Genomic DNA, 14,339 nt, shown 5'->3' with positions numbered 1-14,339 from the left:
GGTGGGCAGTACGACGACGCGGACGGTCGCGGGGGTGCCTCGCCCAAGTGGTGGATGACGTTCGTCATGGCGCCGCCGTGCGCAGGACCGCGGTGAGCGCACGGGCGCTGGCGGCGTTGCGGTTCCCGAGCGAGACGAGGCCGGCGAGCGGGGGTACGTCCCGGCGAACGTCGGCAGGTCCAGGCCGAGGGAGGGGAGGGCGATGCCGTGCAGGGCGAGGGGGTTGCTTCAAACCCGCCTGGGCGCCCTTTGTCGCTGCGCTGGGTCGGGGCGCCTTCAGGGCATAGGTGCCGCCAAAAAGCGTGAACATCCCGGCGAATTTGTCCTCACACCGCTCATTCGAGCGTCCCGATGACACTTCCCCCCGCTTGTTCGCGCTTTTCCGGAAGGGCACCCACCCCCGACCGGCCTCACGACGGCAGTGAAGCCACCGCGTCCGTCCCCCAGCTGGCCAGGAGCCGCAGCGCCTCCGCCGACGGGGAGCCGGGCTCGGCGTGGTGCGTGATGAAGGCCTGCTCGTCGTCGTCGACCAGGCGGAACGTCTCGAAGGACAGGGTCAGGTCACCGACCAGCGGGTGCCGCATCCGCTTGACGCCGTAGCTCTTCTCCTTGACGTCGTGCGTGGCCCACAGGCGGCGGAACTCCTCGCTCTTCACCGACAGCTCGCCCACCAGCGCCGACAGACGCGGGTCGTCCGGATGCCGGCCCGCGTCCATGCGCAGGAAGCTGACCATGTCGTACGCCTTCTGGTCCCAGTCGACGAACAGCTCGCGGTAGTCCGGGTTGAGGAAGACCAGCCGCGCCCAGTTCCGCTCGGCGGCCGGCAGCTTGCCCCAGTCGCCGAAGAGGGCCGCGGCCATCCGGTTCCAGGCGAGGATCTCCGAGCGGCGGCCGGTCACGTACGCCGGCACCGTGTCGATCGACTCGAGGAGCTGCAGCAGCGCCACCCGCACCGGACGCTGCTGGGTCCGGCCCGCCGACGCCCGCCGGCGCTGCTGCTTCGGCTTCGCCAGGTGCGTCAGGTGGGCCTGCTCGGCGTCGGTCAGCCGCAGCGCCCGGGCGATCGCGTCCAGGACCTCCGCCGACACGTTCTGCCCGTTGCCCTGCTCGAGACGGGTGTAGTACGCCACCGACACCCCGGCCAGCTGCGCCAGCTCCTCGCGCCGCAGCCCCGGCACCCTGCGCTGCCGCCCGAACGACTCCAGCCCCACGTCCTCCGGCTTGAGCCGGGCCCGCCGGGTGCGCAGGAACTCGCTCAGTTCGGCCCGCCGGTCAAGCTGTCCATCCATGGTTCCAGTATCGCCGGACGTATTCCCGGTCGTACGCACAGGAGCCTGTCCCCGTCAGTGGTACGCACGCTGGACGTACGCAAAAGCGTGGTCTGGGTGGATCCCCAGGGCGCAGGCAGGGTGGAGGCATCACCCAGTCACGCCAAGAGAATCCCGGAGAACCCGGCATGACCACTGTCGCCGCGTACGCAGCACCCGCCGCCAAGGCGCCGCTGGAGCGCACCACCATCGAGCGGCGCGAGGTGCGGGAACACGACGTTCTGATCGACATCAAGTTCGCCGGCATCTGCCACTCCGACATCCACCAGGTCCAGGAGGGCTGGGGCGAGGCGATCTTCCCGATGGTCCCCGGCCACGAGATCGCGGGCATCGTTTCCGAGGTCGGCCCCGGCGTCACCAAGTTCGCCGTCGGCGACCGGGTGGGCGTCGGCTGCATGGTCGACTCCTGCCGCGAGTGCGAGAACTGCAAGGCCGGCCGGGAGCAGTACTGCACCAACGGCAACGTGATGACGTACAACGGCATCGGCAAGGACGGCGAGGTCACCTGCGGCGGCTACTCGCAGAAGGTCGTCGTCGACGAGAACTTCGTCCTCGGCATCCCCGAGGGCATCTCCCTGGACGAGGCCGCGCCCCTGCTGTGCGCCGGCATCACCACGTACTCCCCGCTCAGGCGCTGGAACGCGGGTCCCGGCAAGAAGGTCGCCGTCGTCGGCCTGGGCGGCCTCGGCCACATGGCCGTCAAGCTCGCGCACGCCCTGGGTGCCGAGGTGACCGTGCTGTCGCAGTCCCTGCGCAAGAAGGACGACGGTCTGAAGCTGGGCGCCGACCACTACTACGCCACCAGCGACCCGGCCACCTTCGAGGAGCTGGCCGGCAGCTTCGACCTGATCGTCTCCACGGTCTCGGCCCCGCTCGACCTCGGCGCCTACCTCGGGCTGCTGAAGACGGAAGGCACCCTGGCCAACGTCGGCGCCCCCGAGGAGCCGGTCTCCCTCAACCTGTTCGCGCTGCTCGGCGGCGGCAAGTCCCTCTCCGGGTCCATGATCGGCGGCATCGCCGAGACCCAGGAGATGCTGGACTTCTGCGCGGAGCACGGCATCGGTGCCGAGATCGAGCTGATCGCCGCGTCCGAGGTCAACGAGGCCTACGAGCGCGTCCTGGCCAGCGACGTGCGCTACCGCTTCGTGATCGACACCGCGACGATCTGACCCCCGGGGAAGCTTTTTTCGGATTCTTCCCTCCGCCCTGTCACACAGCCGCCCCGCCCCGGGTCATACCGCCACGACACACACGGCGGACGTCCGGGCGGGGCGGGCCCCTATCGGTTCCCACCCCGCTCCCCGGACGCCACAGACCCCGGGAGCAGCAGCCATGACGTACCCCTCGACCTCCACCACGCCCCTCCTGGTCACCGGCGGCACCGGCACCCTCGGCGGCCATGTCGTCCCGCTGCTGCAGGCGGCCGGCCACGAGGTCCGTGTCCTCACCCGGCAGACCCGCCCCGCCACCGCCGCCGGCATCGCGTACGTCACCGGCGACCTCCGCACCGGCGAGGGCGTCGAGGCCGCCGTCGACGGCGTGCACACCGTCCTGCACCTGGCGGGCGGCCCCAAGGGCGACGACGAGGCGACCCGCACCCTGGTGCGCGCCGCCGCCTGCGCGGACGTACGGCACCTCGCGTACATCTCGGTCGTGGGCGCCGACCGCGTCCCGCTGGCCTGGCTGCGCACCAAGCTGGAGTCGGAGCGGGCGATCGCCGACTCGGGCATCGGCTGGACGGTGCTGCGGGCGGCCCAGTTCCACGAGCTGACCCTGACGATGATCGAGAAGATGACCCGGCTGCCGGTCCTCCCGGTGCCGGGCGGGCTGCGTCTGCAACCGGTCGCCGCCCGCGAGGTCGCCGCACGCCTGGCCGAACTGACCCTCGCCGAGCCGTCCGGCCGGGTGCCCGACATGACCGGCCCCGAGGTCCTCGATCTGGCCACGCTGGCCCGTTCCTACCTCGACCTGCGCGGCGGGCACCGGCGCCCGAAGCTGCCGGTGCGCATTCCCGGGAAAGCGGGTCGCGCGTACCGTTGCGGCGAGAACCTCACCCTGGAAGACGCGCTGGTCGGCAAGGTGACGTGGGCCGAATTCCTGGCGGAGAGGGTGACCGCATGAGTTCTCCCGGCCTTTCTGGCCGAAAGCCTGCGCAGGTAAAGAGTATGCGCATGACAACTACGGCAAAGTGAAGGAAAACCTTGTCCCCCTCCTCCGTAAAGGTCGCAGAAGTACCGTTCCTGCGGCAGTGCCCGGCGAGATGCTGAACGCGGCACACGGCGTGCCCGCCGCATTCCGGCGGGTGCGCTGACCGCTCAGCGGACCGCCGGGCGGCGGCGTCGCAGCGACGGGTCGAGCAGCGCGGGTGTGGTGTCGAACTTCTCGTGCGCGGCCAGGTCCGTCCCGGGAGCGACGATGGCGTCGATGGCGTCGAGGACGTCGTCGGAGAGCACGGTGTCCGAGGCGGCGAGCTGGGAGTGCAGGTGGTCCAAGGTGCGGGGCCCGATGAGCGCGCCGGTCACGGCGGGGTGCGCGGTCACGAAGCCGAGCGCGAGCTGGATCAGGGTGAGCCCGGCCTCGTCGGCGACCGCGGCCAGCTTCTCGACGGCGTCGAGCCGGGCCAGGTTGGCGGGCAGCGCGGTGTCGAAGCGCTCGGGCAGGATCACGGACCGGTGCGTGGCGATCTCCTGCCCCGCGCGTACCGCGCCCGACAGCCATCCCGAGGCCAGCGGGCTCCACACCAGCACGCCGAGCCCGTACCGCTCGGTCACGGGCAGCACGTGGCTCTCGATCCCGCGCTGGAGGATGGAGTAGCTGGGCTGCTCGGTGACGTACCTGCTCAGCCGGTGCTCGCGGGCGGCCCACTGGGCCTCGACGATGCGGTGGGCGGGGAAGGTCGAGGAACCGAAGTACCGGATCTTCCCGGTGCGCTGCAGATCGGTCAGCGCGGACAGCGTCTCCTCGTCGCTCGTGTTCGGGTCCCACCGGTGGATCTGGTAGAGGTCGACGTGGTCGACCCCGAGGCGGCGCAGGCTGTTGTCCAGCTCGGTGACCAGCCAGCGGCGCGAGGAGCCCTGGTGGTTGGGCTCGTCGCTCATCGGCATGTTCGCCTTCGTGGCCAGCACGATGTCGTCGCGGCGTCCGGCGATCGCCTTGCCGACCATCTCCTCCGACTCGCCGCCGCTGTACCAGTCGGCGGTGTCGATGAGGTTGATCCCGGCCTCGAGGGCGGCGTCGACGATGGCGGTGGCATCGTCCTGGCTGGTGCGCCCGATGCTGCCGAAGTTCATGGCGCCGAGCGCGAGCGAGCTGACCTGCACACCGGTGCGGCCCAAGGTGCGGTACTGCATGACGTGTTCTCCACTGCTGCGTGTGGGTCGGGGCATGACTTGGTGACGGCTCGACGCTCTGGCATCATGGAAGGCCAAGCGGAACCATGTCCCGTTTACTTGCCCAACGATACGGAACAGTGTCCCGTTTATCAACCGCGCTCGGCGACGGCGAAAGGAACAGCACGGTGAAGGACGGCGAGGCTGCGACCGGGCAGGCGGTGACCCGCCCCAAACGCGCGGACGCCCGGCGCAACGAGAAGACCCTGCTCGACGCGGCCGCCGCGGTGTTCGTCAGGTCGGGCGTGGAGGCCCCCGTGCGCGACATCGCGGCCGAGGCCGGCGTCGGGACGGCCACGATCTACCGCCACTTCCCGACCCGGGCGGACCTCATCATCGGCGTCTACCGGCACCAGGTGGAGGCCTGCGCCGAGGCCGGCCCCGCCCTGCTGGCGAGCAGCCCCACCCCGTACGCCGCGCTCGCGACCTGGATCGACCGGTTCGTCGACTTCCTGGTCACCAAGCACGGCCTCGCCGCGGTCCTCCAGTCCGACAACGCCGGCTTCGAGACCCTCCACGCGTACTTCCTCGACCGCCTCGTCCCCGTCTGCACCGACCTCCTCGCCGCCGCGACCGCCTCCGGCGAAATCGACACGGACATCGAGGCCGTCGCCCTCATGCGCGGTGTCGGCAACCTCTGCATCGGCGCGGAAACCCCCGACCCGCGCTACGACGCGCGGCAGCTGGTGCGGATCCTGATCGCGGGGTTGCGTGGGGCGGGCTGATCCCACCTGTCCGCGAGAGGCGGCGAGTGGATGTGCGCGACGGCGATTGCTGGATAAAGTCGACCCGCTACAACTGGTTGTGGGGACAACCAGTGGCTGGGGGGAGGGCTGACAACCCATGAGTCGTCGCACCACGGGGGACGTCGGGGCCTGGGCCGAGATGCAGCGGCAGCGGCAGCGCCGGCTGGAAGCCGAGGCACGGCAGCGCGTACAGGAGGCCCGGCAGGCGCTGGCCTACGAGCGGCGAGCCGCCCAGAGCCTCCGCGAGTACAAGCAGGCGGAGGCGATCCGCCGCACGGAGGAACTGGACGCGCAGGTCGCGGCGCTCCAGGGGCTGCTGGCCTCCGGATGCCGGGCTCCGGCCTTCCGTCCCTCCACCCTCATGCGCGCCGAAGAGGTCCCGTCCTTGACCGCGGTGACCGAAGGCGTCGGGCGCCGGGAACCCGATGCCGTGGTCGAGTACTTCTCCGCGGCTCTCTACACCTCGACGGCATGGCCCGAGGGCTTCCCGCGCCAGGTCGCGATGGCCTACGACCCGGCAGCCCGCCAACTGGTGCTGGACTGGGAGCTGCCCGCACGCGACGTCGTCCCGCAGTCCAAGTACGTCCGGTACATGTACGCGGCCGACCAGTACAAGGAGACTCCCCGCCCGGTGGGACAGCGCAGGGCTCTCTACAAGGACGTCCTCGCGCAGTGCATGCTGCTCGCGCTGCACGAACTCTTCGCCGCCGACGAGTCCGGTGCGCTGGAGTCGGTGGCCCTGAACGGGTTCGTCGACGGACACGACCCCACGACGGGCCGGCCGGACCACATCTTCCTGGCCACTGTCATGGCCGAGCGCTCCTCGTTCCGCGAACTGCATCTGGCCCAGGTGGACGCGGAAAGCTGCCTGGCCGACGCGCTGCGCGGGCAGCTGTCGGCCCGCCCGGACCAACTCGTCGCGGTCAGGCCGGGTCGACGGCCCGAGGAGGTCGGCCATCGCGTCGCCACCCACGGCGGCGAGGAGGAACCCGATCTGTACGAGATGGACCCGATCGCCTTCGAGGGCCTCGTGGCCGAGCTGTTCGAGGCCATGGGGATGCGGGCGGTCACCACCCAGCGCTCCAACGACGGCGGTGTGGACGTCCACGCGCTGGACCCGACGCCGATCCGGGGCGGACAGATCGTCGTCCAGGTGAAGCGGTACCGCAACACGGTGCCCCCCACCGCCGTCCGCGACCTGTACGGGACCGTGCAGGACGCCGGGGCGAACAAGGGTGTCCTCGTCACCACGTCCGGGTTCGGACCCGGCTCCCACACCTTTGCCAACGGCAAGCCGCTGGAGCTGATCTCGGGAACCGAACTCGTCGACCTCCTGCGCCGCCACGGCCTGCGCGGCCGACTGGGCGACGGCGGCCGCCGGGACTCGACGCCGCCGCTCCCGCCCGCCCCGGAACCGTCGCTGCCCGACGAGTACAACATCCTCGGCATGTCCTGGACCGGAAGCGTCGCCCTGGACGTGTGCGCCCTGGTGTGCCGCGGCAACCGAATCCTGACCGACGACCACTTCGTCTTCTACAACAATCCGCAGACCCCGGACGGCTCCGTACGGACGCTGCCCGCCACCGCACCCGACAAGGCGGCGATCTGCGCCTCGTTCGACACCCTGCCGGACGACGCCGACCGTCTCGTGCTGGTGGCCGCCGTCGACCCGGAGGCCGACCCGGACGCGGATCTGTCCGGATTCACGGACGCGCGCATCCGCCTGCTCGACCCGGCCCTGACGGAACTGGGCCAACTCGAAGTCTCCGACGGCCGCCCGGACGAGACCGCCCTGGTCCTCGGCTCCTTCCGCCGCAGAGCCAACGGTGACTGGGACTTCGTCCTGGGCGGCAGGGGCTACGCGGGCGGCCTGGAGGAGCTGGTACGCGACTTCGGCATCGAGGTGGACTGACGGGTCCGCAACGACAGGTCGCCGCTCGCCGCCCCGGCCGGGAGCCCGGTCGACGGATCACTTCCTTTACGCCGACGCCGACGCCGACGCCGACGCCGACGCCGACGCCGACGCCGCACGCAGTTCGCACCACCGCTCACGGGCGCAGGTGCCTCAGCAGGTCTTCCGCCGCGGGGTACGGCTGCTCCCGGGGCAGCAGGCCCCGCGCCGAGTCGAGATCGCCGTCGCGTACGAGCGCGTGGATCTCATGGGCGAGTGGGGTCACGTCGAGGATGGACACCGTCCACTCGTCGGCGTACCGGCGTGCGGCCTCGCCGGAGAGGCCGAGTTGCAGGGAGCGGTACGGCAGGGGCTGGAGGCGCAGGTCGCGTTCGGGGTCCCATTGGACGCGGGTGGGCGAGCGCTTCAACTCGCGCTGCCAGGTCGCCCGGTCGGGGTGCACGCCGGGCTTGTAGCTCGACAGGCACGCGTCACGCAGGGCCCACTCGAAGCCCTCGCGGCTGATCTCCACGGCCAGGACGGTCTCCTGGTCGGCCTTGGTGGCCCATCCGCAGCGGTACATCATCCACAGGAACGACGGCTTGATCCACGTCATCCTGTCCCGCTTCCAGGCGGCGGGAAAACGTCCCTCGCGGACGGCGGGGAGGCCGATCTCCGGGGAGTACGCCTGGTAGACGGTGACCGTGGACGCCGTGTGGGCCGCCCGGACCTCGTGCTGGTGCTGCTGCATGGCGTCCAGCGTGGGGCCGGACGCCACGGTCCGGCCACCGGTTTTTGCCGGGGAACGCGGCAGGGCCCGTGCGGTGGCATGGAATCGTTGGGGGGTCCCGTGCGTTGCACGCAAGGTGGGCATGGAGGCCGGTGACGTGCGGGCCGAGTGGCCCAGAGGACCGAGCCGAGAGACTTTTGGAGGGCCGCGATGGCTGCGCAGACGCAGAGGGCCGTGCTGGCGGGCGGATGCTTCTGGGGGATGGAGGAGCTGATCCGTCGGCTCCCGGGCGTGACCGCGACCCGGGTCGGTTACACCGGGGGTGACGTGCCGAACGCGACGTACCGCAACCACGGCACACACGCGGAGGCCATCGAGATCCTCTTCGACCCCGAGGCGACCGACTACCGCGCGATCCTGGAGTTCTTCTTCCAGATCCACGACCCGAGCACCGAGAACCGCCAGGGCAACGACATCGGCCTCAGCTACCGCTCGGCGATCTACTACGTGGACGACGAGCAGAAGCGGATCGCCGAGGACACGATCGCCGACGTGGACGCCTCCGGACTGTGGCCCGGCAAGGTCGTCACCGAGGTGGAGCCGGTCGGCCCCTTCTGGGAGGCCGAGCCCGAGCACCAGGACTACCTGCAGCGATACCCGGACGGGTACACGTGCCACTTCCCGCGCCCGGGATGGCGGCTGCCCGCCCGTACCGAGGGCTGAGCACCGAGGGTTGAGCGACGGTCCGGCCGGATGACGGCCGGACCGTCCGCACGTGGGCGCTCAGTGCGGCAGCGTCGCCGGGCTCCCGCCGTTCGCCTCGTACCCCGCCACCGCGAGCGCGCGGTAGACCGCGAACTCCGCCGCAGGGTCGGTCGACAGGGTCCAGGGCAGCGCGCCGACGTGGCCGTCTATGACCATCAGCTGGTTCATGGCCTCGGCCCAGCGCTCGCCGCGGACCAGGAAGAAGACCAGAAGGTGCCGGACGTGCGCCTGCATCGGATCGTCCGGGCCGACCGAGTGGACCGCGTGCAGCGCGCCGTGGACGGCCTTGGTGACGACCTCGCTCCGGTAGAAGCCGCTGACCAGGTTGACCTCGGGCAGATGCTCGAAGACCGCGAAGAGCGGCATCGCGGGCAACAGGGAACCCCGCGGGGCGCGGGCGGCCGCCGCCTCGGCGAAGGAGTACGCCAGCTCGCGAGAGCCGTGCCACTTCTCGCACCAGTACTGCAGGGCGGCCAGGTGCGCGCCCATGTGGTGGGGCGCGCGGTCCAGGATCTTCAGCCAGAGCTGCTCGAACTCCTCGCGCGGGTAACCGAGGCCGCGGGCCACCGACAGCTCCACGATGTACGGGATCGGGTCCCCGGGCGCGAGAAGGGCCGCCTCGCCGCAGGCCGCCTTCGCCTCCTCCATGATGATCCGGAAGTCGTCCGAGCCCGGCGTCGACGTCCGCCACGCCTGCTGCACCAGGAACTCGGCGTGCACCGCCGCGCCGCCCGCGTCCTTGGGCGCCTCGGCCCGCCACACCCGCAGCCACTGCCCGCCCGGCGTCTCCCCGACGCCGCCGGGCCGCTGCCGCAGCTCCAGCGACGCGGCGCCCGCGAAGGCCTGGACGCGCTGCCAGCGCCGCTCGCCCTCCGCCTCCGTGCCGGCGAGGAGCTGCTGCGCCCCCCGGTAGTCCTGGGTGCGCTGCACCAGGTCCAGGACGTCCAGCAGGTCCTGGTCGGGGCCCGGCATGCGGATGTCCAGCTCCTCCTCACGGGCGAAGCCGTAGTTCGCGGGGTCGGCGGCGTCCGGGTGGCCGGGCTCGACCAGACCGACCGCACCGCGCCGGCGCCGCGAGATTTGGAGCAGCACGAAGCCGAGCATGACCAGTGCCATCAGGACCCAGAGAATCTCCATGTCTCAAGCGAACCAGACGCCGCCGACAATTGGCCAACCTGTCCCGCGCCCTGTGGAAAACGCGCGAGGCGTTCCGCACGGCTACCCTCGGTGCCCATGAGCGACAGGCACATCAGTCAGCACTTCGAGACGCTCGCGATTCACGCGGGCAACACCGCCGATCCCCTGACGGGCGCGGTCGTCCCGCCGATCTATCAGGTGTCGACCTACAAGCAGGACGGCGTCGGCGGGTTGCGCGGCGGCTACGAGTACAGCCGCAGCGCGAACCCGACCCGCACGGCCCTGGAGGAGAACCTCGCCGCCCTGGAGGGCGGCCGCCGCGGCCTCGCGTTCGCGTCCGGACTGGCGGCGGAGGACTGCCTGTTGCGTACGCTGCTGCGCCCCGGCGACCACGTGGTGATCCCGAACGACGCGTACGGCGGCACCTTCCGCCTCTTCGCCAAGGTCGCCACCCGGTGGGGCGTGGAGTGGTCGGTGGCCGACACGAGCGACGCCGCCGCCGTGCGGGCCGCCCTCACCCCGAAGACCAAGGCGGTGTGGGTGGAGACGCCCTCCAACCCGCTGCTCGGCATCACCGACATCGCCCAGGTGGCCCAGGTCGCCCGGGACGCCGGCGTCCGGCTCGTCGTCGACAACACCTTCGCCACTCCGTACCTCCAGCAGCCGCTGGCGCTCGGCGCCGATGTCGTCGTGCACTCGCTGACGAAGTACATGGGCGGGCACTCGGACGTCGTGGGCGGCGCGCTGATCGTCGACGACCAGGAGCTGGGCGAGGAGCTGGCGTTCCACCAGAACGCGATGGGCGCGGTCGCCGGGCCCTTCGACTCCTGGCTGGTACTGCGCGGCACGAAGACCCTCGCGGTGCGCATGGACCGGCACAGCGAGAACGCGACCAAGGTCGCCGAGATGCTCTCCCGGCACGCGCGCGTGACGAGCGTGCTGTACCCGGGGCTGCCCGAGCACCCGGGGCACGAGGTCGCCGCCAAGCAGATGAAGGCGTTCGGCGGCATGGTGTCCTTCCGCGTCGAGGGCGGCGAGCAGGCGGCCGTCGAGGCGTGCGACCGCGCGAAGGTCTTCACGCTCGGCGAGTCCCTGGGCGGCGTCGAGTCGCTGATCGAGCACCCGGGCCGGATGACGCACGCCTCAGCGGCGGGCTCGGCCCTGGAGGTGCCCGCCGACCTGGTGCGCCTCTCGGTCGGCATCGAGAACGCCGACGACCTGCTGGCCGACCTCCAGCAGGCGCTCGGCTAGAACTCAGGGCTCACCAGCCCTCCCAGCCGGTCACGGGTGGGGTCGTCTCCGAGGGCGGCTCCACCCACGGCTGTACCGTCAGCGCCCACACCGTGAACGCCACGGCCGTGGCCCCCAGGAGCAGCCACATCAGACGGCGGGCGGCCCTCCTGCGCCGCAGTATGCGCCCGCCCCGGCGGACGGCCTCCGCGTAGAGGTCGGGCGGCACCCGCGGCGGCGACTGCTCCATGATCCGCCGCGCGGCGGCCTCGCGCCCGGGGCGGTTCACCGGCACCTCCCGGCGCACCACGCGCGCGTGCCGGTCGGGGTGCCGGTCGCGGTCATGGTCGTGGCGCCGGTCGCGGTGATGGTCGTGGCGCCGGTCGCGGTCATGGTCGTGGCGCCGGTCGGGGCAGTGGTCGTAGCGCTGCTCGTCGCGCACTTCGGCGTGCGCGTACTACGGCCGGTCACCTTGCCCGTCATGGCGTCGCCGCCTTCGCCTTCGCCGCCACCGGCCGGGTCGGTGCGGGCGGCGGGTGCAGCAGGGTGGCCGTCGCCCGGTCGCAGATCGTCCGGATCCGGTCCACGGGCAGGCCCAGCAGCGCGGACGCCTGTTCCTCGGCGACGCCCTCGTACAGCCTGAGCACCAGGATCAGGCGTTCGTGCGGGGCGAGCACGCCCAAGGGGCCCGCGGGACGCCGGCGGGCCCGGTCGAGCACGCCGTACCGGTGCCAGATCTCGCGGGCGAAGCGGGTGGCCAGGTACTGGCGGGCGCGGTCGTAAGGGTCCTCCCCGTGCAGCCGGTCCCAGCACGCGTACGTGTGGGCCAGGCTCAGGGTCAGCAGGCGCCGCGCGCGCGGGTTGGCGTCGGGGTCCTCGGCGGTGAGCAGGGTGGCGGCATGCAGCAGCCGCCCTCCCGCGCCCGCGACGAACGCCTCGAACTCGCGGGCCCGGCGGGCAGTGTCGGACGCATGCTGTTCTCGCACCGCGCCTCCCGCCCAGACGGCGACGACCCCTGAGGTCTCATATCAGGCCAGGGGCGGCCCGCCGGTCAAGGGTTCGGCGCGAACCCCGCTCCGAAGCCTCCGAAGCCTCCGAAGCCTCCGAAGTCTCCGGAAAGCTCCGGAAGGCGCGTGAAGGGACGTTCAGGAGCCCGACGGCGCGTCCGTGGCCGCCGCGCCGGACGGGGCCATACGGGCGGACAGGGCGCCGTTGAAGCGTGCCAGGAGCGCGCAGAACGTCTCGCGCTCCTCCGGTGCCCAGTCGCGGGTCAGCTCGGCCATGAGCTGACGCCGGGAGGAGCGGACCTCCTCGAGCCGCGCCACGCCGCGCGGGGACAGCTGGAGGACCACCGCGCGTCCGTCCTCGGGGTGAGAGGTGCGCTTGACGAGTCCGGTGTCGACGAGCGGGGCCACCTGCCGGGTGACCGTCGAGGAGTCGATTCCCATGCTCGCGGCGAGCGCCTTCACACCCATCGGGCCCTCTGTGTCGAGGCGGTTGAGCAGCAGGTAGGCGGCGCGGTCCATGGAGTTGCGCACCTGCCCGACCCCGCCGAGCCGGGTCTGTTCGGCGCGGCGGGCGAAGAGCGCGACCTCGTGCTGGAGCGTCTCGAGAAGACCGGTGTCACCGGCGGTCGTCATGTCCATCGACATTTCAGGCGTTGTGGGCATGGCCGGGGGCTCACTTCGTGGAGGGCTGCTAATTGGGGGACAGGGTACGCGGCCGGACGGCAGGGCGTACCTGCGCCGGACAAAGCGGGTCTCGGAGGTTGGTCACAACGGCACGGGGCGTCCGGGAACTGCGATGCTGGAGAGTATGAGCTACAGCACAGCGGCCCTGGTCGGTCCCGTCACCCTCGACGACGTGCGTGGAGCCCAGAAGATGCTCTCGGGCGTGGCGCGGGTGACGGCGATGGAGGGCAGTCGGCATCTGTCGCAGCTGGTCGGCTCGCCGGTGCACTTCAAGTGCGAGAACCTCCAGCGGACCGGCTCCTTCAAGCTGCGCGGCGCCTACGTGCGGATCGCCGGGCTGCTGCCCGAGCAGCGGGCCGCGGGCGTGGTCGCGGCGAGCGCGGGCAACCACGCGCAGGGCGTGGCGCTGGCGTCGTCGCTGCTCGGAGTGCGGTCGACGGTGTTCATGCCGAAGGGGGCGCCGCTGCCGAAGATCAGCGCGACCCGGGAGTACGGCGCCGAGGTGCGGCTGCACGGCCAGGTGGTGGACGAGACGCTGGCCGCCGCGCAGGAGTACGCCGAGCGGACCGGCGCGGTGTTCATCCACCCCTTCGACCACCCCGACGTCATCGCGGGCCAGGGCACGGTCGGGCTGGAGATCCTGGAGCAGTGTCCCGAGGTGCGGACCGTCGTGGTCGGCATCGGCGGGGGCGGACTGGCGGCCGGTATCGCGGTCGCGGTGAAGGCGCTGCGGCCGGACGTGCGGATCGTGGGCGTGCAGGCGGAGGGCGCGGCGGCGTACCCGCCCTCGCTGGCCGCGGGACGCCCGGTGGCCGTCGAGAACCCGGCGACGATGGCCGACGGCATCAAGGTGGGGCGGCCCGGTGACGTGCCGTTCGGGATCGTCGGCGAGCTGGTGGACGAGGTCCGCACGGTCTCCGAGGACGAGTTGTCGACCGCTCTGCTGCTGTGCCTGGAGCGGGCCAAGCTGGTCGTGGAACCGGCCGGGGCGAGCCCGGTGGCGGCGCTGCTGAGCGCGCCGGACGCCTTCGCGGGGCCGGTGGTGGCGGTCCTGTCCGGCGGCAACGTGGACCCGGTGCTGATGCAGGGCGTGCTGCGGCACGGCATGGCCGCACAGGGCCGCTACCTGGCCGTCCGGCTGCGGCTGACGGACCGGCCCGGGGCCCTCGCCACGCTTCTGGGGGTGTTGTCAGTGGTCGACGCCAACGTCCTCGATGTGAGCCACGTCCGAACCCATCCGCGGCTCGGGCTCACGGAGGCGGAGGTCGAACTGCACCTGGAGACGAAGGGCCCGGAGCACTGCGCGGAGGTCGGCCGGGCGCTGCGGGAGGCGGGCTACACCGTCATCGCCTGAGCCTGAGCCTGAGCCCGAGCCCGAGCCGAGCCGCCCCGGACGGGCGGGGGCCCGAACAGGGGTCGGCAGCCGCTTCGT

The 14,339-nt window shown here is 71.8% G+C and carries 14 protein-coding genes; 7 read left to right on the top strand and 7 right to left on the bottom strand.

Translation table 11 applies throughout. The features are described 5' to 3' along the window. Positions 1–410: 410 nt before the first annotated feature. Positions 411–1,289 carry a helix-turn-helix domain-containing protein gene (locus ABS735_RS31945; RefSeq protein WP_373902743.1) on the bottom strand — a complete coding sequence of 293 codons (879 nt, stop codon included), beginning with the start codon at positions 1,287–1,289 and terminating at the stop codon, positions 411–413. 167 nt (positions 1,290–1,456) lie between these two features. On the opposite strand from ABS735_RS31945, the gene ABS735_RS31940 reads away from it, so the two are divergent. Next, on the top strand, positions 1,457–2,497 hold the full coding sequence (locus tag ABS735_RS31940; protein WP_373902742.1) for an NAD(P)-dependent alcohol dehydrogenase: 1,041 nt from the start codon (positions 1,457–1,459) through the stop codon (positions 2,495–2,497). Positions 2,498–2,660: 163 nt separating this feature from the next. Beyond that, a complete protein-coding gene (locus tag ABS735_RS31935) occupies positions 2,661–3,449 on the top strand; it encodes an SDR family oxidoreductase (RefSeq protein ID WP_373902741.1) in 789 nt (262 codons plus the stop codon). 194 nt (positions 3,450–3,643) lie between these two features. Here the strand turns inward: ABS735_RS31935 and ABS735_RS31930 are convergent, their stop codons facing one another. Then, complete coding sequence (locus tag ABS735_RS31930; protein ID WP_373902740.1) at positions 3,644–4,678, bottom strand: aldo/keto reductase; 1,035 nt, start codon at positions 4,676–4,678, stop codon at positions 3,644–3,646. A 167-nt stretch (positions 4,679–4,845) separates the two neighbouring features. Between ABS735_RS31930 and ABS735_RS31925 the strand changes: the two genes are divergently transcribed. Both ABS735_RS31925 and ABS735_RS31920 read left to right on the top strand, forming a co-directional pair. Then, entirely contained in the window at positions 4,846–5,442 is a 597-nt protein-coding gene (locus ABS735_RS31925; protein WP_373902739.1) for a TetR/AcrR family transcriptional regulator, read from the top strand. A gap of 118 nt (positions 5,443–5,560) precedes the next feature. Continuing rightward, complete coding sequence (locus ABS735_RS31920; RefSeq protein WP_373902738.1) at positions 5,561–7,375, top strand: restriction endonuclease; 1,815 nt, start codon at positions 5,561–5,563, stop codon at positions 7,373–7,375. Between the two features lie 136 nt (positions 7,376–7,511). On the opposite strand, the gene ABS735_RS31915 is transcribed toward ABS735_RS31920, so the two are convergent. Continuing rightward, the gene (locus tag ABS735_RS31915) at positions 7,512–8,105 is read right to left on the bottom strand and encodes a DUF4291 domain-containing protein (protein WP_373902737.1); all 594 of its coding nucleotides are present in this window, start codon (positions 8,103–8,105) and stop codon (positions 7,512–7,514) included. Positions 8,106–8,294: 189 nt separating this feature from the next. On the opposite strand from ABS735_RS31915, the gene msrA reads away from it, so the two are divergent. Further along, positions 8,295–8,807, top strand: coding sequence for a peptide-methionine (S)-S-oxide reductase MsrA (gene msrA, locus ABS735_RS31910; RefSeq protein ID WP_373902736.1), 513 nt, complete (start codon positions 8,295–8,297; stop codon positions 8,805–8,807). Positions 8,808–8,867: 60 nt separating this feature from the next. On the opposite strand, the gene ABS735_RS31905 is transcribed toward msrA, so the two are convergent. Next, positions 8,868–9,986 carry a hypothetical protein gene (locus ABS735_RS31905; protein WP_373902735.1) on the bottom strand — a complete coding sequence of 373 codons (1,119 nt, stop codon included), beginning with the start codon at positions 9,984–9,986 and terminating at the stop codon, positions 8,868–8,870. 96 nt (positions 9,987–10,082) lie between these two features. Between ABS735_RS31905 and ABS735_RS31900 the strand changes: the two genes are divergently transcribed. Beyond that, positions 10,083–11,237, top strand: coding sequence for a cystathionine gamma-synthase (locus tag ABS735_RS31900; protein WP_373902734.1), 1,155 nt, complete (start codon positions 10,083–10,085; stop codon positions 11,235–11,237). Positions 11,238–11,247: 10 nt separating this feature from the next. Here the strand turns inward: ABS735_RS31900 and ABS735_RS31895 are convergent, their stop codons facing one another. The 3 genes from ABS735_RS31895 to ABS735_RS31885 all read right to left on the bottom strand — a co-directional run bounded on the left by ABS735_RS31895 (position 11,248) and on the right by ABS735_RS31885 (position 12,862). Beyond that, positions 11,248–11,505 carry a hypothetical protein gene (locus tag ABS735_RS31895; RefSeq protein ID WP_373902781.1) on the bottom strand — a complete coding sequence of 86 codons (258 nt, stop codon included), beginning with the start codon at positions 11,503–11,505 and terminating at the stop codon, positions 11,248–11,250. 190 nt (positions 11,506–11,695) lie between these two features. Further along, positions 11,696–12,202, bottom strand: coding sequence for an RNA polymerase sigma factor sigma-70 region 4 domain-containing protein (locus tag ABS735_RS31890; RefSeq protein WP_373902733.1), 507 nt, complete (start codon positions 12,200–12,202; stop codon positions 11,696–11,698). Between the two features lie 159 nt (positions 12,203–12,361). Next, positions 12,362–12,862 carry a MarR family winged helix-turn-helix transcriptional regulator gene (locus tag ABS735_RS31885; protein ID WP_476755891.1) on the bottom strand — a complete coding sequence of 167 codons (501 nt, stop codon included), beginning with the start codon at positions 12,860–12,862 and terminating at the stop codon, positions 12,362–12,364. A gap of 169 nt (positions 12,863–13,031) precedes the next feature. Here ABS735_RS31885 and ilvA point away from each other — a divergent pair, with 169 nt between their 5' ends. Beyond that, positions 13,032–14,261: a threonine ammonia-lyase gene (gene ilvA, locus ABS735_RS31880; protein ID WP_373902731.1), complete on the top strand. Its 1,230-nt coding sequence runs from the start codon at positions 13,032–13,034 to the stop codon at positions 14,259–14,261. The last annotated feature ends 78 nt before the right edge of the window (positions 14,262–14,339 follow it).

Origin of the sequence: Streptomyces sp. MMCC 100 (assembly GCF_041538145.2) — a bacterium.
Taxonomy (GTDB): Bacteria; Actinomycetota; Actinomycetes; order Streptomycetales; family Streptomycetaceae; genus Streptomyces.
Note: the sequence above shows the minus strand (reverse complement) of the source record. Positions and strands in the feature narration are given on the sequence as shown.

Coding starts and splice junctions, on each gene's coding strand:
- ABS735_RS31900 (WP_373902734.1), top strand. CDS start 10,083: ATGAGCGACAGGCACATCAGTCAGCACTTCGAGACGCTCGCGATTCAC.
- ABS735_RS31940 (WP_373902742.1), top strand. CDS start 1,457: ATGACCACTGTCGCCGCGTACGCAGCACCCGCCGCCAAGGCGCCGCTG.
- ABS735_RS31935 (WP_373902741.1), top strand. CDS start 2,661: ATGACGTACCCCTCGACCTCCACCACGCCCCTCCTGGTCACCGGCGGC.
- ABS735_RS31920 (WP_373902738.1), top strand. CDS start 5,561: ATGAGTCGTCGCACCACGGGGGACGTCGGGGCCTGGGCCGAGATGCAG.
- ABS735_RS31945 (WP_373902743.1), bottom strand. CDS start 1,289: ATGGATGGACAGCTTGACCGGCGGGCCGAACTGAGCGAGTTCCTGCGC.
- ABS735_RS31915 (WP_373902737.1), bottom strand. CDS start 8,105: ATGCAGCAGCACCAGCACGAGGTCCGGGCGGCCCACACGGCGTCCACG.
- ABS735_RS31905 (WP_373902735.1), bottom strand. CDS start 9,986: ATGGAGATTCTCTGGGTCCTGATGGCACTGGTCATGCTCGGCTTCGTG.
- ABS735_RS31930 (WP_373902740.1), bottom strand. CDS start 4,678: ATGCAGTACCGCACCTTGGGCCGCACCGGTGTGCAGGTCAGCTCGCTC.
- ilvA (WP_373902731.1), top strand. CDS start 13,032: ATGAGCTACAGCACAGCGGCCCTGGTCGGTCCCGTCACCCTCGACGAC.
- ABS735_RS31885 (WP_476755891.1), bottom strand. CDS start 12,862: ATGGACATGACGACCGCCGGTGACACCGGTCTTCTCGAGACGCTCCAG.
- msrA (WP_373902736.1), top strand. CDS start 8,295: ATGGCTGCGCAGACGCAGAGGGCCGTGCTGGCGGGCGGATGCTTCTGG.